Below are 24,574 nucleotides of genomic sequence, written 5' to 3' on the forward strand. Positions count from 1 at the left end.
GGGAGGCGTCTGCTGCGGCGCGGGGGGCGGCGTCGGGGCCGGCTGCTGGGCCTTCTGGGCCTCGGTCGCGATGACCTGGTCCATGGCCTGGTCGAGGGTCTTGTGGGCCGTCACGCCCGGCTGGTCACCCCAGCCGTTGCGCAGGGTCTGCTGCTGGCCGCTCAGCTTCTCCTCCGCGTGCCAGTCCTGTTCGAACACGCGCTGGTTCACGATGCCCACCTCGTACTGGCCCACGGCGGCCGGACGCGGCGGAGGACCGTCGGGCTGGGCCTCCTCCATGGTGACGACCTGGATGCGCCAGGACCACACCGCGCCCACGAAGAAGAGGACCATGGCCGCCACACCGACGCCCACGATCTTCCCCATGACGAGGTGATCTTCCTCGGCCGCGACGCCATGCGCGCCGACGATGACCCGGGACTCGATTTCTGACTGGGTCTTCTTCATGGCTGCACGTACCTCAGGGACTCCGCGATGTAGGGGTCCTTCACCGGAAGCGTGTACCGACCGCGCGCCCGGAACAGGGCATAGCCCACCGAAATCCCACCCACGCCCACCCAGGCCGTGATGAGGGTCCAGTGGAACGTCGGACCGGCCTCACCGGAGTACGCCGGCCAGATGAGCCAGTACAGGTCCACCGCGTGAATGAGAAGCATGTAGACGGCCACCACCGCCAGCTTCCGGGGCTGCACCTTCAGGCTGCGTGACAGCAGCGTGAAGAAAGGCAGCACGAAGTGCAGGAAGAACAGCGCGATGGACATGGAGCGCCACGAGCCGAACATGCGCAGGCCGTACCAGGGCGCCTCTTCCGGGATGTTGGCGATCCACACCAGCAGGAACTGGGAGAAGGCGATGTAGGCCCAGAACGCCGTGAAGGCGAAGATGAGCTTGCCCAGGTTGTGGAAGTGCGCCGGCGTCACCAGGCTGCCGTACAGGTCCTTGCCCTGCGCGTTGACGGTGGCGACGGTCAGCACGCAGAAGGCGGCCAGGAAGCTGCCGGCGAAGTAGTAGACGCCGAAGATGGTGGACTGCCACAGCGGCGTGAGGCTCATCATCCAGTCGAAGGACGCGAACGTGACGGTGAGCGCCAGGAAGGGCAGGGCGCCCGGGGAGAAGCGGCGCTGCTTGACGGTGAGGTCCAGCCCGCCCGCGTCATCCTGCTTCGTGCTCCAGCCGTACAGGCGCTGGCTCACGAAGATCCACACCGCGAAGTAGATGACCTGGCGCACGGCGAAGAACGTCAGGTTCAGGTACCCGTGCTTCTTGTGGGCCAGGTGCTCCACTTCGATGCCGTGGATGTTCGCGGCCAGGGGAGAGCCGTCCACCCAGGGGTACAGGTGCTTCATCATCGGGATGAAGGCGAGGAAGAGCACCGCGAAGATGGGCACCGCGACGGCCATGGTCTCCATGGCGCGGCGCAGGACGATGAGCCACTTCGCCTTGGCCGTGTGGAAGATGGCCAGCATGATGAGGGCGGCCACGCTGATGCCCACCCAGTAGGTGAAGCCCAGCAGGTAGCTGAAGCTGGTGGCCTGCGGGTTCATGAAGAAGCCCACGGCGGTGAGCACGAGGCCCACCACGCCCAGGCCGAACGCGGGCACCATCAGCTTGGGCGTGCCGGTGTAGCGCTCCATGGCAGTCATCGGTTCTCCTGCGGGACGGGCTGGGCCCCCCCGGGGGTGCTGCGGGCGGCCTGCAGCGCGCGCACATAGGCGACGACGGCCCAGCGCTCACGCGTGTCGAGCTCACCCGAGAAGGACGGCATGATGCCGTAGCCCTCGTTGATGGCGGTGTAGAAGTGGCCGGCCGGCTTGTCGGTCAGCTCCAGCAGGGACGGCGGCAGGCGCAGGGCCATGTTCTCCGCCACGATGCTGTTGCCGTCGCCGAGCACGCCATGGCACTGCGAGCAGACGATGTTGTACTTCTTCTGACCCAGGGCCAGCAGCGGCTTGTCCACCGTCAGGGGGATGGCGTTGACGGCGATGCCGTTGGTGCGGCCGGTGCTGATGCCGGGGTTGCCCACCGGGCGCTCGCGCGGGACGGTGCCGGCGGGCGGCACGCGCATGGCGCGGCCGTCCGGCCAGAAATCGGAGGCCTCGTAGTACTCGTACTTGGCCTGGTCCTCCATGCGCTGGAGGAATTCAGAGCTGACGTTGCAGCCCGTGAGCGCGGCGAGTCCCGCGGCGGGGATGAGCCACCTCATGCGTTCTCTCCGGAAACGACGGTCACGTGGGTCGCGCCCAGGGCCGTCAGCTGGTTCTTGACGTCCGCGGCGTCCTGCCCCGTGGGGTGGGGCACGCTCAGCCAGAAGCCGTGCGTGGACGCGCTGCGGAACTCTTCCGACTCGAAGGCCGGGTGGTACGGCTGGGGCAGACGGCTCAAGCCCAGCAGACCGAAGAAGATGCCGAACGCGGCGAACAGCACGCTCAATTCGAACGTGATGGGCACCCACGCCGGGAGGCTCAGCAGCGGACGACCGCCGATGTTGAGCGGGTAGTCGACGGTGTTCATCCACGTCTGCATCGCGAGCGCGGTCACCAGGCCGGTGAGGCCGCCGCCCAGGGCGATGAAGGGCACCCGCGAGGGGGGCAGCCCCAGCGCTTCCGACCCGCCGTGCAGCGGGTACGGAGAGTAGGTGTCCATGCCCAGGAAGCCCTTCTCGCGCATCTGCCGGGTGGCATCCACGAGGGCATCAGGCGTGGCGAACTCGGCCAGTACCCAGGAATCGAGGACCTTGGCTTCCATGGTGCTAGTGCGCTCCGTGGGTGAGGGTGCCCGCCGCGGCCTGCTCCACGCCGTGGTGGCCGTTGGCGTGGGCGGCGTGCTTGAGCTCCAGCTGGAGCTCCTTCACCTCGCTCACCGCGACGGCGGGAACGAACTTGAGGAACAGCAGGAACAGGGTGCCGAACAGGCCGAGCGTGCCGATGTAGATGGACCAGTCCACCCAGGTGGGGCTGTAGATGTCCCACGACGACGGCAGGAAGTCCTGGGAGAGCGACGTCACGATGATGATGAAGCGCTCGCACCACATGCCGATGTTCACCGCGATGGACGCCACCCACATGATGGGGACGCTGGTGCGGCACTTCTTGAACCAGAAGATGTTCGGCGTGACCACGTTGCAGGTGATCATCAGCCAGTACACGCCGGCGTAGGGGCCCGTCGCGCGGTTCACGTAGAAGGTCCAGAACTCGTACTGGTTCTGCGAGTACCACGCGATGAAGTGCTCCATCATGTACCCGTAGGACACGATGAGGCCCGTCGCGAGGATGACCTTGTTCATGTTCTCCAGGTGGCGGTCGGTGATGACGTCCCGGAGGCCCAGGTACTTGCGGGCGGGCACGATGAGCGTGATGACCATCGCGAAGCCGCTGAACACGGCGCCGGCCACGAAGTAGGGCGGGAAGATGGTGGCGTGCCAGCCGGGCAGCTGAGACACGGCGAAGTCGAACGAAACGATGGTGTGCACGGACACCACGAGCGGCGTCGAAAGGCCGGCGAGCAGCAGGTAGGCGATTTTATAGTTGTGCCAGTGCCGGCCGGAGCCGCGCCAACCCAGGGCGAACAGGCCGTAGATGGTGCGCTGCAGCTTCGTCTTGGACGAGTCGCGCAGGGCGGCCAGGTCCGGGATGAGGCCCACGAACCAGAAGAGCGCGGACACCGTGAGGTAGGTCGAGATGGCGAACACGTCCCACACGAGCGGCGAGCGGAACTGCGGCCACGCGCCCAGCGTGCTGGGGTAGGGGAACAGCCAGAACGCGAACCAGGGACGGCCCGTGTGGAGCAGCGGGAAGAGGCCGGCGCACATGACGGCGAACAGCGTCATGGCCTCCGCGAAGCGGTTGATGCTCGTGCGCCACTTCTGCTGGAAGAGCAGGAGGATGGCGGAGATGAGCGTGCCAGCGTGGCCGATGCCGACCCACCAGACGAAGTTGATGATGTCGAACGCCCAGCCGACGGGCTGGTTGTTGCCCCACACGCCGATGCCGCGCGCCAGGGTGTACGTGACGCCGACGACGAGCAGGCCCAGCGCCGCGGACGTGATGCCCAGCAGCATGAACCAGCCCTTGCCGGGCTTGCGCCAGACATGGTCCAGCAGCGTTTCATTGAGGGACCGGTCGTCGTGGTGCGGCGCGACGAGGTCCCGGGGCTCGAGCGGGTCGAGCGGGAGAGCGTGTGCGGTCTCGGCCATGACGGTCAGTGACCTCCTTTGGGCGCCGCGTTCTGCTCAGGGGCGGCGGCCACAAGGGCAGGGTTGGGGTTGCGCAGGCGGATGAGGTGGGCGGTGCGGGGACGGGTGCCCAGCTCGTGCAGCAGCCGGTACGCGCGCTCGTCCTCGTGGAGCTGGGTGACGCGCTGGGCCGGGTCGGCCAGCGAGCCGAAGACGATGGCCTGGGTGGGGCACGTCTGCTGGCACGCCGTCTGGAGCTCCGTCTCCTGGATGAGACGCTTCTCCACGCGGGCGTTGATGCGCACGCGCTCGATGCGCTGGACGCAGTACGTGCACTTCTCCATGACGCCGCGGTTGCGCACCGTGACGTCCGGGTTCATCAGCATCTTCTCGGTCGACGTCTTGCCCTGCGTGTAGTGCAGGTAGTTGAAGCGGCGGACCTTGTAGGGGCAGTTGTTGGAGCAGTACCGCGTGCCGACGCAGCGGTTGTACACCATGTCGTTGAGGCCCTCGTCCGAGTGCACGGTGGCGTTCACCGGGCAGACGTACTCGCAGGGGGCCTTCTCGCAGTGCACGCACGCGACGGGCTGCATGACCATGGAGGGGTCGTTCTCACTGCCCTCGAAGTAGCGGTCGATGCGCAGCCAGGCCATCTCACGGCCGCGGCCCACCTGCTCCTTGCCGACGACGGGGATGTTGTTCTCCGCCTGGCACGCCACGACGCACGCGTTGCAGCCCGTGCAGCGCGACAGGTCGATGGCCATGCCCCACTTGTAGCCCTCCGTGGGGTTCTTGGCGTAGTCGAAGTCGGGCAGGACGTTCCGCTTGCCCAGTTCCAGCTCGCCCTGGACGCGCTCCAGGATGTGCTCGGTGTTCGTGGACGGGTGCGCCAGCTCGCTGACGGACATGTCCAGGGCCAGCGGGCGGCCCTCCATGCGCCAGTGGTACTGGGTGCGGGCGAAGGTGTGGCTGCCGCGGACCTTGGTGAGCTTGGCGCCGCCGTCGAACCAGGGAGCGTTCACGCTGCGCAGCAGGTTCGCGTTGACGCCCACGTCCTTGGCCACCACCTCGTGCAGGCCGGTGCGGCCGTAGCCCAGGTTCACGGTGACGGTGTCGTCCGCGTTGCCGGGGAGGACGGTGACGGGGACCTGCAGCTTGCGGCCGCCGTACTCCAGCTCCGCGACGTTGCCGTTCTCCAGGCCCAGCCGCTTGGCGGTGGCGGGGCTGAGGATGGCGGCGTTGTCCCAGGTGATCTTGGTGATGGGGTCCGGCAGCTCCTGCAGCCACGCGTTGTTCGCGAAGCGGCCGTCGAAGAGCTTGTAGTCGGTGACGAAGTTGATCTCCAGGTCACCGGCCGCGGGCGACTGGTACGCGCCCACGAGGGTGCTGGCGGCGCCCAGGTCGGGGGAGGCCGTCAGGCCGGCGGCGATGCTGCCGGGGACGACGCCCTCGGAGACCCAGGTCTCCCAGCGGGTCTCGAAGTCGGCGCGGCCGGCCTCGCCACCCTGCGCGGTCCAGTACTCGCGCAGCATCTGGTAGGCGGGGCGGTAGGGCTCGTCGAGGAACAGCGCGAACAGCTCCGCTTCCGGCACGCCGTTGAAGAGCGGCTGGATGAGGGGCTGGGCGATGGACACCGTGCCGTCCACCGCGCGGCCGTCGCTCCAGGTCTCCAGCTGGTGCGCCAGGGGCACGAACCAGTCAGCGTACTTGGAGGTCTCGTCCTCGTAGTGACCCGCGTACAGGACCGACAGGGCCTTGCGGTTCGCGTTCAGCTTGGGGTCCAGCACCTCCGCCAGGCCCGCGTCCACCGGGAGGGTGTAGAGCGGGTTGAAGGCGGTGATGACCAGCGTGTCCACGCGGCCGGCCTTGATGTCCTCCACCAGGGCGCGGATCTCCGCGAGGCCCGAGGCCTCCGGGGCGGCGGCGGGGACGACCTTCACGGTGGTGCCCAGGTTGCCCAGGGCGGCGTTGATGGCCTGGGCCAGCGCGTGCACGGCGGCGGGCTGACGCTCACCGGCCATCACGACGCTGCGGCCGGCCTTGGACTTGAGGTCCTGGGCCACGGCCTGCACCCACGAGGCGACTTCCGGGCGCAGCGTCCCGGCCTTGCCGGAAGCGGACGCGCCCAGGCTGGCGGCGGGGCCACCCACGGCCTGCGCGAGCGCGGCGGCGAGCCCGAAGACCTCCTGCGACTTCACGCGCAGGCGGTGGTCGGCCATGCCGCCGGTGATGGACATGCGGTGCTCGGCCACGTAGAGGCGGTTGAGCTCGCCGTTCTTCGGGTCGCGGCGGTCCGCGAACTGACGCGCCATGGAGAGGTTCGCCGGGCGGCTCTCCAGGAAGTCGGCGTCCAGGGAGACGATGATGTCCGCCCGGGTCAGGTCGTAGAGCGCGTGCGTGGGCTGACCGAAGAGGGCGCGGTGCGCCTCGTCCGCGGCCTGGTCCACCGGGCTGTAGCTGTGGAAGCGCGCGGCGGGCAGCTTGCGCTGGATGCGCGCCTTCACGTCGCCGAGCAGCGGCGAGTTCATGGGCTCCGACAGGAAGCGCAGGCGGGCTCCGCCGTCGCCCGCGGCCTTGGTGCTCACGAGGCTGGAGACGTCCTCGGCGAGCACGCGCAGCGAGCGGGGGTTGTTGCCCTGGCGCAGCACGCGGGCGCGCTGCGGGTCATAGAGGGAGAGCAGGAAGGCCTGCTCGAACGGCCCGGCGGCGCCCTTGTTGATGGGGTGCTGGGGGTTGCCCTCGACCTTGATGGGCCGGCCTTCGCGAGCGGTGATGAGCAGGCCGGAGGTGTGGCCCGCGAACGTCATGCCGGACGCGTAGTGGAGCGGGTTGCCCGGGGTCACTTCCGGCGGCGTCTTGGTGTAGGGGACCAGCCGCTCGTCCTGGGGACGGGTGCTGCACGCGGTGGCGCCGGCCAGCGCGAGCGACGCGCCGAGGATCTGCATGAACTCGCGGCGGGCGAAGCCGGTGGGGGGCAGGTCCGCGCCGACGGGGAACTCCGGGCGGGTCTCCTCCAGGAACGCCGGCGTGGCGAGCTTCTCCTCCAGGCCGAGCCAGTACGTCTTGCCGTACGCGCCTTCCGCCGGGACGGCGCGGGTGGTCGCGTGCGCGAGCGCCTCGGTCACGACGTCGTCGTGAGCGTGGTCATGGTCGTGCGCGGCCGGCGTGGCCTCGTTGCGACCCGAGACGACCGGGAGCGCGAACGACGTGGGAGTGTCCTGCGCGGGCGCGCTGTCAGGCTTGGTGTTCATCGGTGGCATGTGGAGCAGCTCGTGCGCGAGTGAACGTCGTATTCTTTGTAGAGCTTGTCGGCGAGCGCGGCGGCCTCGGCCTTATCCGCGGGGGGAGCCCAGGTCATGCTGGTGATGAACTCCGCGGGGCGGAGGCTGGGCTTCGGGTCGCGGTGGCAGTCCAGGCACCAGCTCATCGTCAGGGTGGAGACCTGCTCGATGGCGGCCATCTGGTCCACGCGGCCGTGGCAGGTGGCGCAACCGACGCCCTTGCCCACGTGGATGGAGTGGTTGAAGTAGACGAAGTCCGGCAGGTTGTGGACGCGAACCCAGGGGATGGGTTGGTCGGCGAAGAACGCCTTGCGGACCTCCGTCAGGTACGGGCTCTTGTTCCACACCTGGGCGTGGCAGGACATGCACACGGTGGTGGAGGGGATGCCCGCCGACGGGGATTTCTCCACCGTCCAGTGGCAGTAGCGGCAGTCGATCTGCTCGTCACCGGCGTGGTGCCGGTGGTCGAACTCGATGGGCTGCTCCACCGGGCGTGCCTGGTTGGTCACGAGCGGCGAGCGCACGTAGGCCAAGAGGCCGCCGATGGCGATGGCGGGCACCGCGAGGAGCATCGCGGCCGACAGGCGCGACACCGTATTCGTCCAGCGTGGAAAGAGAGGGCCGCTCATACCAGGACCAGGGGCAAGGGGACTGAAGGCGACATGAGACCAAGGGTGGACGCACAGATGCCGTCCGGCGCGGAAGTCGAGAGTGCCATCCCGGCCCCGGTGGACCGGGCGGGCGGTGGCTCCTGGCGCTCAGACGGCAAGGCAGTCACGTCCAACGAACCTCTAGGATGGTGCCGTGGGCGCGGGTCCCTCATGCATAGCCCGACCCAATGCGGCGCGGGACCATCGACCATCGACACGGCAGTGTCAACCATTCTGTGGAGAGTGGGAATACAACTCGCATAGCACTTCCACGCGCGATGGAAACAAGTTGCACGCGCGCGTGATGAATCCCGCTTCTGGCGATCGGAAGGGGCTTTGCGCGCCGAGCCGCCACGTCTGGATCAATCCCTCTCAGGGTGCGCGCGCTACAGAGCGCGACGGCCCTGGAGCGGGGCTACTCGGTGTCGGGGTCGGCGGGGGCGGCGTTGCAGTGCAGGCACTTGCCCATCCAGACGTCGGCGCCCCGGTGGGGGACGCGCTCGAAGGTGGCGTCGGTGGCGATGATGTCCAGGACGCGGCGCCGCTTCGCGTGACTCATGGGTCCCCTAAACCTCCACCACCGCGGTGCCGGCGATGGCGAAGACGCGATCACCCCGGCCGCGCCGGACATTGAGCCCGCCCGTGAAGGCGCTGAAGGCGGGCAGGACGCCCACCCCGGTGCGCAGGTGGAAGCAGGGGAGCCGCAGCCGGTCCGCGCCGCCTTCCAGCCGCACCATGGGGTGAAGGTGCCCGGCCCACACAAAGCGTCCGGCCGCGGGCTCCGGGTGGTGGGCGAAGCGGAAGGGGCCTTCGTCCAGGGCGTCCGCGCGGTCCTCCATGTTCCAGGCAGGGGGCAGGGCGGGGACGTGGCGGTCGTGGTTGCCCCGGATGAGGACCACGTCCAGGTGGGGCCAGGCCCTGCGCCAGGTGGTGACGCGCTGGATGACGTCCCCGGTGAGCCCCTGGCGCGAGTGGACCAGGTCCCCCACGAGCAGCAGGCGCCGGGCCCGGGTGGTGGTGAGCGCGGTGGACAGGCGCTCGAGGTCGTCGTCCAGCACGCCCACGGGCAGGGGGATGCCGTGCTGCTGGAAGGACTCCGTCTTGCCCCAGTGCAGGTCGGCCACCGCGAGCACCCCGGCCTCGGGCCAGTGCAGGGCCCGCTCCGGGAGCAGCTCCACGTCCGCATCACCTATGCGGGTCTGGCATCGGCCTGGGACCATCGCTCCTTGAGGCGCTCCACGCGATCCAACAGGGATTCGTTGGACACGCTCGCGCTGATGCGCTCGATGACGAGCGGGAAGGCCAGCGGCGAGGGCCGGTGGACGTGGACGAACTCGACGGGGCTTGCCTCCAGGCGCTCCAGCGTCCGGGCGAGGCGGCCCTGTTCGAACTGCTGCTCCAGCACCTCGCGGCGTGCCTGACGCAGGAGCAGGTTGTCCGGGTCGTACTTCACGAAGACGTCATAGAGGAGCGCGGCGCTGGCCTGCACCTGGCGCGTGGACTTGCGCGCCCCGGGCAGCCCCGGCATCACCAGTCCGGCCACGCGGGCGATGTCGCGGAACTGCCGCCGCGCGAGCTCGCTCAGGTTCACGCTCTCCAGGATGTCCTCCACCAGCCGCTCGCGGGTGAAGAGGGCGGGGCGCAGCGCTTCCTCGAAGGGGAAGGGCGTGGGCGTGAGCAGCTCCATCCCGTAGTCGTTCACCGACAGGCTGAAGGTCGCCTTCTGCAGACGGGTGAGGCGCAGGGCGAGCAGCGCGGCCAGCCCCTCGTGCACCAGCCGTCCTTCGAAGGGATAGAGGAACAGGTGGTAGCCGTCGCGCGTGTGGCACGACTCCGCCAGACACCCTCCGTCGCCGGGGATGCGCGACAGGCGGGCCTGCGCGTCGAGGATGGGCCACGCGGCGGCGACCTCATCCCGGGTGACGTCGCCCTGGCGCGCGGCCTCCAATGTTCGGCGCATCGCGGACGCGAGCGAGGTGGACAGGGGCAGGCGGCTGCCTCCCCAACGCGGCGTCTGCGTGGCCTTGGCCTTCGCGGGCTTCACGTAGGCCGTCATGTCCTTGAAGCGGCTGAACTCCAGACGGCGTCCCGCGAAGAGGAAGGTGTCCCCTGGCTTCAGGCGGCTGACGTAGGACTCCTCCACCGTGCCCAGCTTGCCGCCGCTCCAGTAACGCAGCTGCACGGACGCATCCGAGCTGATGGTGCCGATGTTGAGCCGGTGCAGCCGCGCGAGGCGCGCGTCGGTGACGCGGAAGCGGCCCTCGTGTTCCACCACGCGGCGGAACTCCGGGTAGGCGCGCAGCGTGGGACCTCCCTCGCGCACCAGGGCCAGCGTCCACTCGAACTCCTCGTCGGTGAGGGTGGCGTAGCTCGTGGCGGTGCGGACCTCCTCGCGCAGCGCCTCGCGGGTGAAGCCTCCGCCCAGCGCGCAGGTGACCAGGTGTTGCGCCAGGACATCCAATGGCTTGGACAGCGGTACGCGCGGCTCCACTTCGCGGCGCGCGATGGCGTCCCTTGCGGCGGCCATCTCCACCAGCTCCAGCGCGTGCGTGGGGACGAAGAGGATGCGACAGGTGGCGCCGGGGCGGTGCGCGCTGCGGCCCGCGCGCTGGAGCGTGCGGCCGATGCCCTTGGGGCTTCCAATCTGGATGACCCGCTCCACCGGGCCGAAGTCCACGCCCAGGTCCAGCGAGGACGTGCAGACGACGAGCCGCAGGCTGCCGTCCTTGAGGCCGCCCTCCACCCGCTCGCGCTCCTCGCGGTCGATGGATCCGTGGTGCAGCGCGAGGAGGTGCTCCCATTCGGGGCGCAGGTAGCGCAGGCCCTCGAACCAGCGCTCCGCCTGCGAGCGCGTGTTGGTGAAGAGCAGCGTGGACTGCGTGGGGTCCAACCAGTCCGCCACGCGCGGGAGCATGGTGAAGCCCAGGTGCCCCGACCACGGGAAGGTGTCCACCTGCTCCGGCACCAGCGTCTCCACGTCCACCGGGCGCTGGAGGTCCGCGCTCACCAGCGTGGGCGTGCGCTCCGTGCCCACCACGGTGCGCGCGGCTTCGTCCAGGTTGGCGAGCGTGGCGGACAGCGCCCAGATGCGCACGTCCGGAGCGAAGCGGCGCAGGCGGGCCAGCGCGAGCTCCACCTGCGTGCCGCGCTTGGAGGCGAGCAGCTCGTGCCACTCGTCCACGATGATGGCGCGCAGGGCGGCGAAGTTCTCCGCCGCCTGTTCCTGGGCGATGAGCAGCGACAGGGACTCCGGCGTGGTGATGAGCACCTGCGGCAGCCGTTCGCGCTGACGCTGTCGCACGGAGGAGGACGTGTCGCCCGTGCGGCTCTCCACTTCCAGGTCCGTGTCCAGCGCCAGCAGCGGTTCGAGCAGCGCCTGTTCCACGTCGCGTGACACCGCTCTCAGGGGCGTGAGGTAGAGGACCTGGAGGCCCTTCTGGTTGCGCTCCGCCACGTCCGCCAGCGGGCCCAGGTAGGCCGCATAGGTCTTCCCCGCGCCGGTGGGCACGTGGATGAGACCGCTCTCGCCTCGCGCGTACGCGGCCCAGGCCTCTTCCTGGAATGCATAGGGCGTCCAGCCCTTCGCGGCGAACCAGCGCCGCAGTTGCTCCATGGGTGAACCCTGGAAGGGAGACGGGGCCCTGGGCGCGGGCCGCTTCTTCGCCCGACTCTTCGGAGGCGCGGGCTCCTTCTCCGGCGCCTGCTTGCCGCGCATGCGGTTGCGGCGCGGCCTGCTAGTGGGCGACATCGAGCAGCCCCTTGAGCGAATCGAGCGTGTCCGCGTCACGGGCCGTCTTGTCCGCGCGCCAGCGGGCGATGCGGGGGAAGCGCAGGGCGATGCCGGACTTGTGGCGCGGCGAGGGGGCGATGGCCTCGAAGTGCAGCTCGAAGACCTGCTCCGGATCCACCGAGCGCACCGGCCCGAACTTCTCGCGCGTGTGGGCGCGGATCCACCGGTCCAACCGGCCGATCTCCTCGTCCGTGAGGCCCGAGTACGCCTTCGTCACCGGCAACAGGTCCTCTCCGTTCCACACCGCGAACGTGTAGTCCGTGTAGAGCGACGAGCGCCGGCCGTGACCCGGATGCGCGTAGAGCAGCACCGCGTCCACCGTGTACGGATCAATCTTCCACTTCCACCAGTCGCCGCGCTTGCGCCCTGTCTGGTACGTCGAGTCCAGGCGCTTGAGCATCAGGCCCTCGACGTTGCGCGAGCGGGACTCCTTGCGCAGCTCGGCCAGGGCCTCCCATGAGGGCGCTGTCACCGAGGGGGAGATGGGGAAGCGCGGGTGGTCCTTGATCAGCGCTTCCAGCCTCGCGCGGCGCTCGCGCAGGGGCAGCTCCCGCACGTCCTTGCCGTCCTGCTCCAGCAGGTCGTAGACGACGAACGCGGCGGGTGCTTCCGCCAGCACCTTGGCCGTGAGCTTCTGCCGGCCAATGCGGCGCTGGAGTCGGGCGAAGGGCAGGGGGACGCCGTCCTCGTACGCCATCACCTCGCCGTCGAGCACCGTGCCCTCGGGCAGCGCGCGGGCGGCCTCGGTGATTTCAGGAAAGCGCTCCGTGATCAGCTCCTCGCCGCGACTCCAGAGGAACACGTCACCCTGGCGGCGGATCAGCTGCCCCCGGATGCCGTCCCACTTCCATTCGACGAGCCAGTCCCCCAACTCGCCCAATGACTCCGGTGCCTGCTCCAGCGGCGAGGCGAGGTAGTACGGATAGGGGCGCGACACGTGTCCGTCCGACACGTCAGGGGCCACGAGTTGCGCGAAGAACTCGCGCGTGGGCGTCCATGTCCCCATCAGCCGGTGCGCCACGCTGGGGGGCGGCAGGCCCGCGACCTGCGCGATGGCTCGCACCACCAGCGTGTTGGACACGCCCACGCGCAGCTCTCCGGTGAGCATCTTGTTGAGGAGGAACAGCTCGCGGCGGGGCATGGTCTTCCACCAGCCCACCACGCGCTCGCGCTGCTCTGCCGCGTCCAGGCCTCGCAGGGGCAACAGGCGCTCTTCCAGCCAGGTGGAGAGGGGCAGCTCCTCGGCGTGCTCGGGCGGGAGGTTCGCTCCGTCGAGCAGCAGCGCGATGACCTCCGCGAGGTCTCCCACCGAGGCGTAGACCTCGTCGAAGAGCCAGTCGGAGATGCCCGTCAGCTCCTGCGTCCAGCCCACCAACAGCTTCGAGGTCAGCAGCCGCTTGAGCTTCTGGCCCGTGAGGAAGAACAGGCCCCAGGCCGCGTCTTCCGGCGGTGTCTCGCGGAAGTAGCGCGCCATCGCATCCACCTTCGCGTTGGTGGACGTCGTCTGGTCGAGCGTGTCGTACAGGTCGGCCAGTCTGCGCACGCGTCAGTCCTCCGCTTCGCCCTCGAAGGGCGTGGCGAGCGGCGAGGCATCCACGCCCCGCTCCCGCAGGTAGTGCGACAAGGGGTCCGTGTAGCCGTGCGTGACGAGCACCTTCTCCGCCTGTGTGTCCGCCACCGTGCGCAACAGGTCCGGCCAGTCCGCGTGATCCGACAGCACGAAGCCCCGGTCGAAGCCCCGCCGACGCCGGTTGCCCCGCACGCGCATCCACCCCGATGCGAAGCCCGTCTCCGCTTCACCGAAGCGGCGCATCCACGTGGAGCCGCCCGCGCTCGGAGGCGCCAGCACCAGCGCCCCTGCGAACGACGTGCCCTTCTCCACCTCCGACACCAGCTGCGTGGGCAACATCTCCACGCCCGCCTCGCGGTACGCCGTCACGAGCCCGTTGACCGCGCCATGCACGAAGGCGGGCCGGTCCGTCAGCTTCCCCAGCTCCGCCAGCAGCCGCTGCGCCTTGCCCAGCGCGTAGCAGAACAGCACCGCGGAACGTTCCGCCTCGCGGTTCGCGTCCCACCAGCGCAGGATGTCCTGGGCCACGAGGCGCGGATCATCCCAGCGGTAGATGGGCAGGCCGAACGTGGCCTCGGTGATGAACGTGTGGCAGCGCACCACCTCGAACGGCGCGCACGTGGGGTCCGGCGTGCGCTTGTAGTCGCCGGAGACGACCCACACCTCGCCCTGGTGCTCGATGCGGATCTGCGCGCTGCCCAGCACGTGCCCCGCCGGGTGGAAGCTCACGGTGGTGTCGCCCACGGTCAGCTTCTCGCCGTACTCCAGCGTGTCGATGACCGCGTCCGCGCCCAGCCGCCGCTGCAACAGGCCCAGCCCCGCGCGGGCACCCAGGTAGCGCTGGCTGCCGCTCCTCGCGTGGTCGCCGTGCGCGTGCGTGACGAGGGCCCGCTCCACCGGGCGCCAGGGGTCGATGTGGAAGTTCCCCGCCTGGCAGTACAGGCCCTGCGGCGTCACGGAGACCAGCGGCGTTCGGTCCTGGAGGGAAGGGTGGGCCACGGTCCCCTAGAGGTAACGAGGCCCAGGGGAGGGGGCTACCCATGGAGGAACCGGGCCTCCCGCTCCGCTGACAAGGGGGCAGCCGTGCTCCCAGGCGCTGGTTGCAGCCCATAGGACGAAGCCAGCGACCGGAGGGCCCCTTGGATGGCTTGCGCGAACGGGGGATAAACCCGGGACACCCCGTTCGCCTCACCGGTCCTCCCCATCCTCATGATGACGCCCACCCTGCTGTTGACCCTGGCGCTCGCCCAGGCTGCACCGACGTACCTCGAGTACAGCGTGTCGTCGGAGAGCACGGAGGCGGTGCCGCCGGAGGACTTCCAGGTCACCGCGTTCGAGCCGGGCCAGACGCTCTACCTGGGCGTGGACGAGGCCAACCTTCGCGCCAGCGCGGCGGCGGACGGGGCCGTGGTCCAGACGTTGATGCTGGGCACCCGCGTGCGCGTCGTCGCCGCGGGCACGCGCGCGAAGGTCGGCGAGTACGTCAACGCCTGGTACCAGGTGGCGGTCGTGGATGCGAAGGCGCCGAAGGGCTCGGCGCCCGTCACGGGCTGGGTCTTCGGCAACACGCTGACGCCGTTCCGCTTCGAGGCCGACCTGGACGGTGACGGCGAGCTGGAGGTCGCCACGGTGGTGATGAGCAACGACTTCAAGGCCCGCGTGCGCGTGCTGGAGCCGAACGTGAAGCCGCCACGCCGCGTGACGAGCGTGGACGTGCCCGTGGCGTCCGAGTCGTACGGCAGCGGCAAGGGCGGCCCGGCGGAGGTGAAGCTCGTCGCGGCGAAGAAGGCGGGGATGGCGCTGTTGATGGTGGACTCCCGCCCGGAGCGCTGCGGCGACTTCGTCACCTCGTACGTCAGCTACACGGTGCCGGAGAAGAAGAAGGGCGTGCTCGGCAAGGCGAAGCTCGCGCTGGAGCTGGGCGGACTGTCCGACCCGCCGACCATCGCCACGTTCAAGGTCGCCTTCCAGCCGGCGGCGAAGCGCGCCCAGGTGACGCGCACGAGCGTCGAAGAGGACGAGAAGGGGCGCGAGCGGAAGAACACCCGGCGCGAGTTGTATCAATGGCAGGACGGCGTGTTCGCGGAAGTGAAGCCGTAACTGAAGGGCCCGGAAGGCCGGGCACCCGGGCGCCCCTCCGGGTGGTGGATGAGGGGCCAGGGCAATCGACCATGGATGCGCAGGAGCGGAAGGCAGCCTACCGGAAGCACGCGGAAGCAGGTCTGGCGGTCCCGGTGTCGGTGGAGCTGCCGGCGGACCTGGACACGCCGCTGTCGGCGTACCTGAAGCTGGGCGGCGGAGGCCGCGGCTTCATCCTCGAGTCGTGCTACGGCGGCGAGCGCTTCGGGCGCTACAGCCACGTGGGCGCGAACCCGGCCGGCCGCGTGCGGCTGGACGGCAACGGGCTCACGTTGTGGCGGGGCTCGCACGAGGAGCGTCGCGAGGGCCGCCCGCTGGACGTGCTGCGCACCCTGTGGCGCGAGCTCTCCGTGGCCACGCTTCCGGGCGAGGCGCCCTTCCTGGGCGGGCTCGTGGGCTACCTGGGCTACAACGCCACCTCGTGGTTCGAGCCGCGCGTGCCGGACCGGCACCCGCGCGACACCGGCTTTCCGGACTCGGAATGGCTGGTGGCAGAGGACTTCGTCACCCACGACACGCGCACCCAGACGCTCAAGGCCATCGCCATCGCGCGGCCCGCCCTGCACGGCAGCGTCGCGGCGGCGCTGAAGGACGCGGAAGGACGCGCCGAGGCCATGGCGGAGAAGCTGCGCCGGCCGCTGCCGCCAGAGGCCTACGCGCCGGCCCCCGCGCAGAAGAACGCGCCCGCGCCGGTCGCGTGCTGGGACCGCGAGGGCTACGCCGCCGCGGTGGACAAGGTGAAGGAGTACGTCCGCGCGGGGGACTGCTTCCAGGCGGTGCTCGCGCGGCGCTTCGAGGCGAAGGGTGCCATCCCGCCGCTGTCGCTCTACCGGGCGCTCAGGCGGGTGAACCCGTCGCCGTACCTGTTCCTCGTGGACCTGGGCGAGGCGCGAGCGCTGGTGGGCGCTTCGCCGGAGCTGCTCGTGCAGGTGCGCGATGGGGACGTGGTGGTGCGGCCCATTGCGGGCACGCGGCGCCGGGGCGGCTCCGAGGCCGAGGACGTGGCGCTGGAGAAGGAGCTGCTCGCGGACGAGAAGGAGCGCGCCGAGCACATCATGCTGGTGGACCTGGGCCGCAACGACGTGGGCCGCGTGGCGGCGCCGGGCACCGTGCGCATCGAGGACCTGATGGTCATCGAGCGCTACAGCCACGTGATGCACATCGTGTCCCAGGTGCGCGGCAAGCTGGACACCACGCGCTTCGACGCGCTGGATGCGCTGGCGAGCACCTTCCCCGCGGGCACCGTGTCGGGGGCTCCCAAGATTCGCGCGATGCAGATCATCGACGAGCTGGAGCCCATGCGGCGCGGGCCCTATGCCGGCGCGGTGGGCTACCTGTCCTTCTGCGGCACGCTGGACGTGGCCATCGCGCTGCGGACCTTCTTCGTGGATGGCGACCGCACGATGTGGACCGCTGGCGCGGGGCTGGTGGCGGACTCGGATCCGATGAAGGAAGCGGACGAAACCGAAGCGAAGGCGGGCGCCATGGCCGCCGCGCTGCGCCTCGCTCGCGAGGGAGGTGGGCGATGATCCTCGTCATCGACAACTACGACTCGTTCACCTTCAACCTCGTGCAACTGCTCTACACGCTGGGCGCGGAGGTGAAGGTCGTCCGCAACGACGCGCTGGATGCCGCGGGCATTGCCTCTTCGGGCGCGTCCCACCTGGTGGTGTCTCCGGGGCCGTGCACGCCGCACGAAGCAGGGGTGAGTGTGACGGCCATCTCCCAGTCGCGCGTGCCGGTGCTGGGCGTGTGCCTGGGGCACCAGTCCATTGGTGCGGCGTTCGGCGGGCAGGTGGTGCGCGCGCCGGAGCCCGTGCACGGCAAGGCGGCGCGCATCCAGCACGGCGGCACCGGCGTGTTCACCGGGTTGAGCCAGGGGTTCCAGGCCGCGCGCTACCACTCGCTGGTGGTGGCGGCGGAGTCGCTGCCCAAGGAACTGGAAGCGACAGCGTGGAGCCAGGACGGACTGGTGATGGCGCTCAAACACCGGACGCGGCCCGTGGTGGGCTTCCAGTTCCATCCGGAGAGCGTGCTGACGCCGGAAGGTCCGGCGCTGGTGCGCAACTTCCTGGAAGGGAAGTTGTAGCGCTCAGCCCTTGAGGTGCGTGGTGTCGTTCCAGCTCGCGAGGACCGGTTGTGCGCCGCCGGCCTCGGTGCTGAGGACGCTGATCGACGCGGTGTCCAGGTGGAACAGCCTGCCTCCGGCCGGAGGCAGGTCCAGCCAGCGCGCGGCGAGGATGCGCAGCACGTGGCCGTGGGCGAAGATGAGCACGTCGTCATTGAGGGCGCGCGCGTCTGCGATGACGCCGTCCACGCGGGCAGACACCTGCTCCAGCGTCTCACCGTTGGGGACGCCGTCGCGCCAGAGCGTCCAACCCGGGCGGGTGGAGCGGATGTCCGCGCCGGTGCGCCCCTCGTAGTCGCCGTAGTCGAACTCCATCAGGTCATCGCGCTTCTGGGCCACGTCGCCGTAGCCGGCGAGCACACAGGTCTCCAGGGCGCGCGCCAGCGGGCTCGTCCACACGGCGGCGAAGCTCCAGGAGCGCAGGGGCGCGCCGAGTTGCTCCCCCATCTTCCGCCCCGTCTCCAACAGGGGCAGGTCGGTGCGGCCGGTGTGCTGGCTGCTGCGGCTCCACTCCGTCTCACCGTGACGGACGAGGACCACCTGGGGCGCGCGAGTCTTCATGCGGCCAATCTGCGCCAGCAGGGGGCCGGATGGGTGGGAAAACGCCCGGCGCTACTTCTTCCGTGCCCGCCACTCCTCACGGCTCTGGCCCCAGATCTCCACGGGGTCCTTCTCGTAGGGCGGCGGCAGGTGAGCCATGCGCAGCAGGCGGGAGCCCAGCCGCTGGGCCACCTGCTTCGATGGCGTGTTCTCCAGGGCGATGGAGTGGATGACCTCCGTCCAGCCCAGATGGTCGAACGCCCAGTCGATGGCGGCGATGGAGCCTTCGGAGGCGTAGCCCTTGCCCCAGTGTTCGCGCAGCAGGCCCCAGCCGACCTCGGTGCCCGGCCAGTCCGCCGGCTTCCAGGGCCCGAGCCGGCCCACCCACCTGCCCGTGGACTTCTCGAACACGGAGAACATGGCGTAGCCCTGGAGGACCCACGAGCCGGCCATGGTGCAGACCGCCCGCCACACGGAGGAGCGCGACTGGACGCCCCCGATGAACCGCGCGGCTTCCGGATCCGCCATCATCGCGCAGAAGCCATCCAGGTCCTGCAGCGTGGGCGGGCGCAGGATGAGTCGCGGGGTTTCGAGGGTGGGGCCCAGCGGGGTCATGTCCGATCTCCGGGTGTCAGGCTTCGACAGCCCGGAGACCGTAACGCATTCAGCGCTTGAGGCCGCGCTTGATGTCCGCGCAGAGCTGCTTCGCCGCCGCCGGTCCGTCCGCGTGCGCGGCACGCACGAGCGCGCTGCCCACCACGACGCCGTCCGCGTGGGCCACCAGCGTCTTCGCCTGTTCTCCCGTGGAGATGCCGAAGCCCGCCACCACCGGCACCGACGCGGCCCTGCGCACCAGGTCCAGCCGCTCCGACAGGTTCGGGGGCAGCTCCGCGCGCATGCCGGTGACGCCCGCGACGGACACGCAATAGACGAAGCCCCGCGCGTCCTTCGCGATGGCCTCCGCGCGCGCGGGCGGCGTCGTCGGCGCGCACAGGGGGATGAGGTCCACGCCTTCCTTGTCGAACGCGGCGCGGAGGGCGGCGCTCTCCTCGGGCGGCAGGTCCGGGAGGATGGTGCCCACGATGCCCCGCTCGCGCGCGAGCTTCGCGTAGCGCTCCTCGCCCATGGCCATGATGACGTTCACGTACGTCATGATGACCAGCGGCGTCTCCGGGCAGCGGCGACGCACCTCCGGCACCACTTCGTCCAGCACGCGGCGCAGCGTGGCGCCTGCCTTCAGCGCCCGCTCCGCCGCGGCCTGGATGACGGGCCCGTCCGCGATGGGGTCGCTGAACGCCACGCCCAGCTCCAGCACGTCCGCGCCGCCCTCCACCATCGCGGCGAACACGTCCACCGACCGCGCGAGGTCCGGGTCGCCCGCCATCGCGTAGGCCACCAGCGCGCCCTCGCCCCGGGCCTTCGCTCGGGCGAACGCCTTGCCCAGCTCCGCGCTCATGACTTCACCCCCGTGGCCGCGGGCATGCCGCGCCCGGCGATGGTCGCCATGTCCTTGTCGCCCCGGCCCGAGCAGTTGATGACCAGGTGCTTCCCCTTGCCCATGTCGCGGGCCAGCGAGCGCGCCGCCGCGAACGCGTGCGACGTCTCCAGCGCGGGGAGGATGCCCTCCGTGCGCGCCACTTCGTAGAAGGCGGTGAGCGCCTCGTCGTCCGTGGCGGTGCGCACCTCCATGCGTCCCGTCTTCGCCAGGTGCGCCAGCTCCGGCCCCACGCCCGGGTAGTCCAGGCCCGCGGAGATGCTGTGCGCCTCCTGGATCTGGCCATTCTCGTCCTGGAGCACCAGCGAGCGCGACCCGTGCAGCACGCCCTCCGTGCCCAGCGTCAGCGACGCGCCGTGCTGGCCGGACTGGAGCCCGTGGCCCGCCGCCTCCACGCCCACGAGCCGCACGGACGCGTCCGGGATGAACGGGTGCAGCGCGCCGATGGCGTTCGAGCCGCCACCCACGCACGCGATGATGGCGTCCGGCAGCCGGCCCAGCACGGCCTGCGTCTGCGCGCGGATCTCCTGGCCGATGATGGATTGGAAGTCGCGCACGATGGACGGGTAGGGGTGCGGCCCGGCCGCGCTGCCGATGACGTAGTAGGTGTCCTGCACCTGCGACACCCAGACGCGCATGGCCTCGTTCATCGCGTCCTTCAACGTTCGCGAGCCCGACTCCACCGGCCGCACCACCGCGCCCAGCGCGCGCATGCGGAAGACGTTGAGCGCCTGGCGGTCCACGTCCAGCGCGCCCATGAACACCTCGCACGGCAGGCCGAAGAGGGCGCACGCGGTGGCCGTGGCCACGCCGTGCTGCCCCGCGCCCGTCTCCGCGATGATGCGCTTCTTGCCCATGCGCCGGGCGAGCAGCACCTGGCCGACGGTGTTGTTGATTTTGTGCGCGCCCGTGTGTGCCAGGTCCTCGCGCTTGAGCCACACCTGGGCGCCGCCCCAGGACTCGGTGAGGCGGTGCGCGGGCGTCAGCGTCGTGGGCCGGCCCACGTATTCGCGCAGCACGCGCGCCACCTCCGCGCCGAAGGACGCGTCCCGCTGCGCCTGTGCGTAGGCCTCTTCCAGCTCCATCAGCGCGGGGACCAGGGTCTCCGGCACATAGCGTCCGCCGTAGCGGCCGAACCGGCCCGCGGCAGTCTCCGTCGTCATGGCACTACTCCCAGAGGTTGAGGGACCTGACCGAGCGCACGAAGGCGCGCACCGCGTCCAGGTCCTTGATGCCAGGGGACGACTCCACCCCGCTGGCCACGTCCACACCGTAGGGCCGGGTGGCCTTCACGGCCTCGGCCACGTTCGACGGCTTGAGGCCGCCCGCCACCAGCACCGGCGCGCCACAGCCCGCGAGCTGCGCCACCAGCGACCAGTCGAAGGTGACGCCCCCGCCGCCATAGCCCGGGGCCGCGCCATCCAGCAGCAACCCCGACACGTCGCCCACGCCCACGTAGGCTCGGGCGCGCGCGACGTCCTCGGGCCCGCGCACGCGCAGCGCCTTGATGACGGGCACGCCGTAGCCGGAGCAGGCCTCGGGCGGTTCGTCGCCGTGGAGCTGCACCACGGTGAGGCCGCACTCGCGCACGCGCAGCCGGATGTCGTCCGGCTTCGCGTTGACGAACACGCCCACCACCGCGCCCAGCGGAGGCCGCGTGCGGGACAGCGCCGCCGCCGTGGCCACGTCCACGTACCGGGGGGAGCCCGGGTGGAAGTTGAGGCCCAACGCGTCCGCGCCCGCGGCCCACACACCCCGGGCATCTTCGAGGCGCGTCACGCCACAGACCTTCACCGTGACGTTCATGCGCCCCTGCCTTCCAGCCCGAGCAGCCGGCGCAGGGCCAGGCCCGGGTCGGCGTCGCGCAGGAGCGATTCGCCCACCAGCACCGCGTCCGCGCCCGCGTCGCGTGCGGCGAGGAGGTCCGCGAGGTTTCGCAGGCCGCTCTCCGCCACCAGGGCGGTGGACCGGGAGCGCAGCGCGGGCATCACCCGGAGCGCCGTGCCGGTGTCCGTCTTCAGCGTGGCGAGGTTGCGGTTGTTGAGGCCCACGATGCGGGCACCGGCCGCGAGCGCGCGTTCGGCGTGCTCCGCCGTGTGGGCCTCCACGAGGGCGGCGACGCGGACCTGCTTCGCGGCGGCCACCATCTCCCGGAGCACGGAGTCCTCGAGCGCATCCGCGATGAGCAGCACCGCGTCCGCGCCCCAGGCCGCGCTCTCCTCCACTTCGCTCGCGGCGACGAGGAAGTCCTTGCGCAGCACGGGGATGGAGACGGCGGCGCGGACCGCGACGAGGTCCTCCAGGTCGCCGCCGAAGTCGGGCCCATCGGTGAGGACGCTGAGCGCGCACGCGCCCGCGGCTTCATATGCACGGGCCACTGCAACGACGTCCGCATGCGGGAAGGCGCCGCCGGACGGGCTCTTGCGTTTCACCTCCGCGATGACGTTCACCGGATGTCCGGGAATGCGGCGCACCAGCGCCTGGGCGAAGTCCCGCGTCGGGGGCTGCGCGCCATGCGTCGGGGCCGGGCGGGTCCCCAGCTCCCGGCGCTTGCGCGCCATGATGACGTCCAGCGTGCCAGGGGCGTCCACGGGCTTCGCGGACGAAGAGGAGGTCGTCATGACAAAGCCCCCTGCCGAAGCGTGCGCGCCACGAGGCGGTCCTGCACGTCGAAGCATGCCGCCCGCTTCGTGCCCAACGAGGAGGTCGTCATGCCGCGACCCTCTCGATGAGCGCGGCCAGCTTGCGTTCGGCGGCCCCGGAGTCGATGGCGTGCTCGGCCTTCTTCACGCCCTCCTTCAGGGTGTCCACCTGCCCGACGACCAGCAGCGCGGCGGCCGCGTTGAGCAGCACCGCCGTGCGGATGCCGTTGCGCTCGCCCGCGAGCAGGGCTCGCAGCATGCGGGCGTTCTCCTCTGCGTCGCCTCCCGCGATGCTGTCACGCGAGATGGTGGTGAGGCCCGCATCCTCCGGCGTCACGGTGAAGCAGTGCACCGTGCCATCCGCTCGCAGCTCCGCGACCTCCGTGGGGGCGCAGGGGGACACCTCGTCCAGCCCGTCGTGCCCGTGCACCACCCAGGCGCGCTGGCTGCCCAGCCGCCCCAGCACGCGCGCGGTCTGCTCCACGCGCTTGCGGTCGAACGTGCCCAACAGTTGGTAGCGCGCCCCCGCCGGGTTCGTCAGCGGCCCCAGCAGGTTGAACACGCTGTGGAAACCCAGGTCCCTTCGCGCCTGCGCCACGTGCTTGAGGGCACTGTGGTGCGAGGGCGCGAAGAGGAAGCCCACACCGTGCTCGTCGATGTCGCGCGCCACCTGCGCGTGCGCCCGCTCCATGGACACACCCAGCGCCGCGAGCACGTCCGCGCTGCCACAGCGGCTGGAGACCGCGCGGTTGCCATGCTTGGCCACCGTCACCCCCGCCCCGGCGGCCACGAAGGCCACCGCGGTGGAGATGTTGAACGTGTGCGCTCCATCACCGCCCGTGCCGCAGGTGTCGAGCACCACCTCCGCCACCGGCGAGATGCGCGCCGCGCAGGCCCGCATGGCCTCCGCGGCACCGAGGATCTCATCCTCGGTCTCACCCTTCATGCGCAATGCGGCGGCGAGCGCGCCGACCTGCGCGGCCGAAGCCTCACCCGCGAGCATCTGGCCCATGACCGAGGCCATCTCCTCGCGGGAGAGGTCGCGCCGGCCGACCACCTTGCCCAGCGCTTCCTTGAGCGTCATGGCCTATCCCAGCCGTACCAGCTCGCGCCCCATCGCCTGGGCGATGGCACGCACTTCACCCATGGCCTTCTCGAACTCGGAGAAGTCCAGCGACTGGAAGCCGTCCGACTTCGCGCGCGGCGGATCCGGGTGGACCTCCACGATGATGCCGTCCGCGCCCGCCGCGACCGCGGCCCGCATCATCGCGGGGACGGCCTTGCGCACGCCGATGCCGTGGGAGGGATCCACGAACACGGGCAGGTGCGTCAGCGCCTTCAGCATGGGGATGGCGTTCAGGTCCAGCGTGTTGCGCGTCATGTTCTCGAACGTGCGGATGCCGCGCTCGCAGAGGATGACCTGGGTGTTGCCCCGCGCGACGATGTACTCGGCCGCCATCAGGAGTTCCTTGATGGTGGCGCTGATGCCGCGCTTGAGGAGCACCGGCTTGCGCGTCTCGCCCACGGCCTCCAGCAGGCTGAAGTTCTGCATGTTGCGCGCGCCCACCTGGAGGATGTCGGTGTGCTCCGCGACGGCGTCCAGGGTGGCGGTGTCCTTCACCTCCGTGGTCACCAGCAGGCCCGTCTCCTTGCGCGCCTCCGCGAGGAGCGCGAGCCCGTCACCCTTCAGGCCCTGGAACTCATAGGGGCTGGTGCGGGGCTTGAACGCGCCGCCGCGCAGCATGGTGGCGCCCGCCTTCTTCACCGCCTGGGCGGTGGAGATGATCTGCTCGCGCGACTCCACGGAGCAGGGGCCGGCGATGACGTGGATGGCCGCGCCGCCAATGCTGAGGTCGCCCACGCGCACGATGCTGTCGTCGGGCTTCACCTCGCGGCTGACCAGCTTGAACGGCTGGGAGATGGCGACCGCATCCGCGACGCCGGGCAGCACGCGGAACGGTTCGGGCTCCACCGCGCCCGGGTTGCCCGTGATGCCAATGGCGGTGCGAGAGCCTCCGGCGATCGCGTGCGGATGCCAGCCACGGCGGCGGATCTCGTCGTTCACACGCTCGATGTCCTGGGCCGTCGCGTCTGGGCGCATCACGATCAACATGGGGAACTCCTGCTCTTTCTCTCTCCGAAGGTCACACCGGCGGATGCCGGAGTGG

General features: G+C 70.5%; 23 protein-coding genes. 3 read left to right on the forward strand and 20 right to left on the reverse strand.

Going from position 1 to position 24,574, the window contains the following annotated elements; translation table 11 throughout:
• From D7X12_RS14830 to D7X12_RS14885, 12 genes are all read right to left on the reverse strand, one after another.
• The coding region (locus tag D7X12_RS14830; protein ID WP_120625924.1) for a hypothetical protein at positions 1 to 447 on the reverse strand (447 nt) is incomplete at its 3' end.
• Complete coding sequence (locus tag D7X12_RS14835; protein ID WP_120625925.1) at positions 444 to 1,643, reverse strand: hypothetical protein; 1,200 nt, start codon at positions 1,641 to 1,643, stop codon at positions 444 to 446. The genes D7X12_RS14830 and D7X12_RS14835, both read right to left, overlap by 4 nt.
• A complete protein-coding gene (locus D7X12_RS14840) occupies positions 1,640 to 2,203 on the reverse strand; it encodes a c-type cytochrome (protein ID WP_120625926.1) in 564 nt (187 codons plus the stop codon). Before D7X12_RS14840 ends, D7X12_RS14835 begins: the two co-directional genes overlap by 4 nt.
• Positions 2,200 to 2,745, reverse strand: coding sequence for a DUF3341 domain-containing protein (locus D7X12_RS14845; RefSeq protein WP_120625927.1), 546 nt, complete (start codon positions 2,743 to 2,745; stop codon positions 2,200 to 2,202). The genes D7X12_RS14840 and D7X12_RS14845 overlap by 4 nt, the downstream gene beginning before the upstream one ends.
• A 4-nt stretch (positions 2,746 to 2,749) precedes the next feature.
• Positions 2,750 to 4,192, reverse strand: a complete 1,443-nt coding sequence (nrfD, locus tag D7X12_RS14850; RefSeq protein ID WP_120625928.1) for an NrfD/PsrC family molybdoenzyme membrane anchor subunit — start codon at positions 4,190 to 4,192, stop codon at positions 2,750 to 2,752.
• A gap of 5 nt (positions 4,193 to 4,197) precedes the next feature.
• Positions 4,198 to 7,422, reverse strand: coding sequence for a TAT-variant-translocated molybdopterin oxidoreductase (locus D7X12_RS14855; RefSeq protein ID WP_120625929.1), 3,225 nt, complete (start codon positions 7,420 to 7,422; stop codon positions 4,198 to 4,200).
• Positions 7,419 to 8,081, reverse strand: a complete 663-nt coding sequence (locus D7X12_RS14860; protein ID WP_120625930.1) for a cytochrome c3 family protein — start codon at positions 8,079 to 8,081, stop codon at positions 7,419 to 7,421. Before D7X12_RS14860 ends, D7X12_RS14855 begins: the two co-directional genes overlap by 4 nt.
• A 436-nt stretch (positions 8,082 to 8,517) precedes the next feature.
• Positions 8,518 to 8,661 carry a hypothetical protein gene (locus D7X12_RS14865; protein WP_244224560.1) on the reverse strand — a complete coding sequence of 48 codons (144 nt, stop codon included), beginning with the start codon at positions 8,659 to 8,661 and terminating at the stop codon, positions 8,518 to 8,520.
• A gap of 7 nt (positions 8,662 to 8,668) precedes the next feature.
• On the reverse strand, positions 8,669 to 9,322 hold the full coding sequence (gene pdeM / locus D7X12_RS14870) for a ligase-associated DNA damage response endonuclease PdeM (RefSeq protein ID WP_120625931.1): 654 nt from the start codon (positions 9,320 to 9,322) through the stop codon (positions 8,669 to 8,671).
• Entirely contained in the window at positions 9,292 to 11,850 is a 2,559-nt protein-coding gene (locus D7X12_RS14875) for a ligase-associated DNA damage response DEXH box helicase (RefSeq protein ID WP_244224561.1), read from the reverse strand. The genes pdeM and D7X12_RS14875 overlap by 31 nt, the downstream gene beginning before the upstream one ends.
• Positions 11,837 to 13,435 carry an ATP-dependent DNA ligase gene (locus tag D7X12_RS14880; protein WP_120625933.1) on the reverse strand — a complete coding sequence of 533 codons (1,599 nt, stop codon included), beginning with the start codon at positions 13,433 to 13,435 and terminating at the stop codon, positions 11,837 to 11,839. Before D7X12_RS14880 ends, D7X12_RS14875 begins: the two co-directional genes overlap by 14 nt.
• A gap of 3 nt (positions 13,436 to 13,438) precedes the next feature.
• Entirely contained in the window at positions 13,439 to 14,461 is a 1,023-nt protein-coding gene (locus D7X12_RS14885; protein WP_120625934.1) for a ligase-associated DNA damage response exonuclease, read from the reverse strand.
• A 210-nt stretch (positions 14,462 to 14,671) separates the two neighbouring features.
• On the opposite strand from D7X12_RS14885, the gene D7X12_RS14890 reads away from it, so the two are divergent.
• The 3 genes from D7X12_RS14890 to D7X12_RS14900 all read left to right on the forward strand — a co-directional run bounded on the left by D7X12_RS14890 (position 14,672) and on the right by D7X12_RS14900 (position 17,690).
• Positions 14,672 to 15,562 carry an SH3 domain-containing protein gene (locus D7X12_RS14890; protein WP_120625935.1) on the forward strand — a complete coding sequence of 297 codons (891 nt, stop codon included), beginning with the start codon at positions 14,672 to 14,674 and terminating at the stop codon, positions 15,560 to 15,562.
• A gap of 71 nt (positions 15,563 to 15,633) precedes the next feature.
• A complete protein-coding gene (locus D7X12_RS14895; RefSeq protein ID WP_120625936.1) occupies positions 15,634 to 17,130 on the forward strand; it encodes an anthranilate synthase component I family protein in 1,497 nt (498 codons plus the stop codon).
• Complete coding sequence (locus tag D7X12_RS14900; protein ID WP_120625937.1) at positions 17,127 to 17,690, forward strand: anthranilate synthase component II; 564 nt, start codon at positions 17,127 to 17,129, stop codon at positions 17,688 to 17,690. The genes D7X12_RS14895 and D7X12_RS14900 overlap by 4 nt, the downstream gene beginning before the upstream one ends.
• Before the next feature lie 3 nt (positions 17,691 to 17,693).
• Here D7X12_RS14900 and D7X12_RS14905 read toward each other — a convergent pair whose 3' ends face one another.
• From D7X12_RS14905 to aroF, 8 genes are all read right to left on the reverse strand, one after another.
• Complete coding sequence (locus D7X12_RS14905) at positions 17,694 to 18,290, reverse strand: histidine phosphatase family protein (protein ID WP_120625938.1); 597 nt, start codon at positions 18,288 to 18,290, stop codon at positions 17,694 to 17,696.
• 51 nt (positions 18,291 to 18,341) lie between these two features.
• Positions 18,342 to 18,884 (reverse strand): GNAT family N-acetyltransferase, encoded by a 543-nt coding sequence (locus tag D7X12_RS14910; protein ID WP_120625939.1) that lies wholly within the window; start codon positions 18,882 to 18,884, stop codon positions 18,342 to 18,344.
• Between the two features lie 49 nt (positions 18,885 to 18,933).
• Positions 18,934 to 19,725 carry a tryptophan synthase subunit alpha gene (gene trpA / locus D7X12_RS14915; RefSeq protein WP_120625940.1) on the reverse strand — a complete coding sequence of 264 codons (792 nt, stop codon included), beginning with the start codon at positions 19,723 to 19,725 and terminating at the stop codon, positions 18,934 to 18,936.
• A complete protein-coding gene (gene trpB, locus D7X12_RS14920; RefSeq protein WP_120625941.1) occupies positions 19,722 to 20,927 on the reverse strand; it encodes a tryptophan synthase subunit beta in 1,206 nt (401 codons plus the stop codon). The genes trpA and trpB overlap by 4 nt, the downstream gene beginning before the upstream one ends.
• Positions 20,928 to 20,931: 4 nt before the next feature.
• The gene (locus tag D7X12_RS14925) at positions 20,932 to 21,570 is read right to left on the reverse strand and encodes a phosphoribosylanthranilate isomerase (RefSeq protein ID WP_120625942.1); all 639 of its coding nucleotides are present in this window, start codon (positions 21,568 to 21,570) and stop codon (positions 20,932 to 20,934) included.
• Positions 21,567 to 22,385 (reverse strand): indole-3-glycerol phosphate synthase TrpC, encoded by an 819-nt coding sequence (locus D7X12_RS14930; RefSeq protein ID WP_208719038.1) that lies wholly within the window; start codon positions 22,383 to 22,385, stop codon positions 21,567 to 21,569. Before D7X12_RS14930 ends, D7X12_RS14925 begins: the two co-directional genes overlap by 4 nt.
• Positions 22,386 to 22,473: 88 nt before the next feature.
• The gene (gene trpD / locus D7X12_RS14935; RefSeq protein ID WP_120625943.1) at positions 22,474 to 23,490 is read right to left on the reverse strand and encodes an anthranilate phosphoribosyltransferase; all 1,017 of its coding nucleotides are present in this window, start codon (positions 23,488 to 23,490) and stop codon (positions 22,474 to 22,476) included.
• Positions 23,491 to 23,493: 3 nt separating this feature from the next.
• The gene (aroF, locus tag D7X12_RS14940) at positions 23,494 to 24,519 is read right to left on the reverse strand and encodes a 3-deoxy-7-phosphoheptulonate synthase (protein WP_120625944.1); all 1,026 of its coding nucleotides are present in this window, start codon (positions 24,517 to 24,519) and stop codon (positions 23,494 to 23,496) included.
• Positions 24,520 to 24,574: the final 55 nt, after the last annotated feature.

Source organism: Corallococcus sicarius (assembly GCF_003611735.1).
In the GTDB taxonomy this organism is placed as follows: domain Bacteria; phylum Myxococcota; class Myxococcia; order Myxococcales; family Myxococcaceae; genus Corallococcus; species Corallococcus sicarius.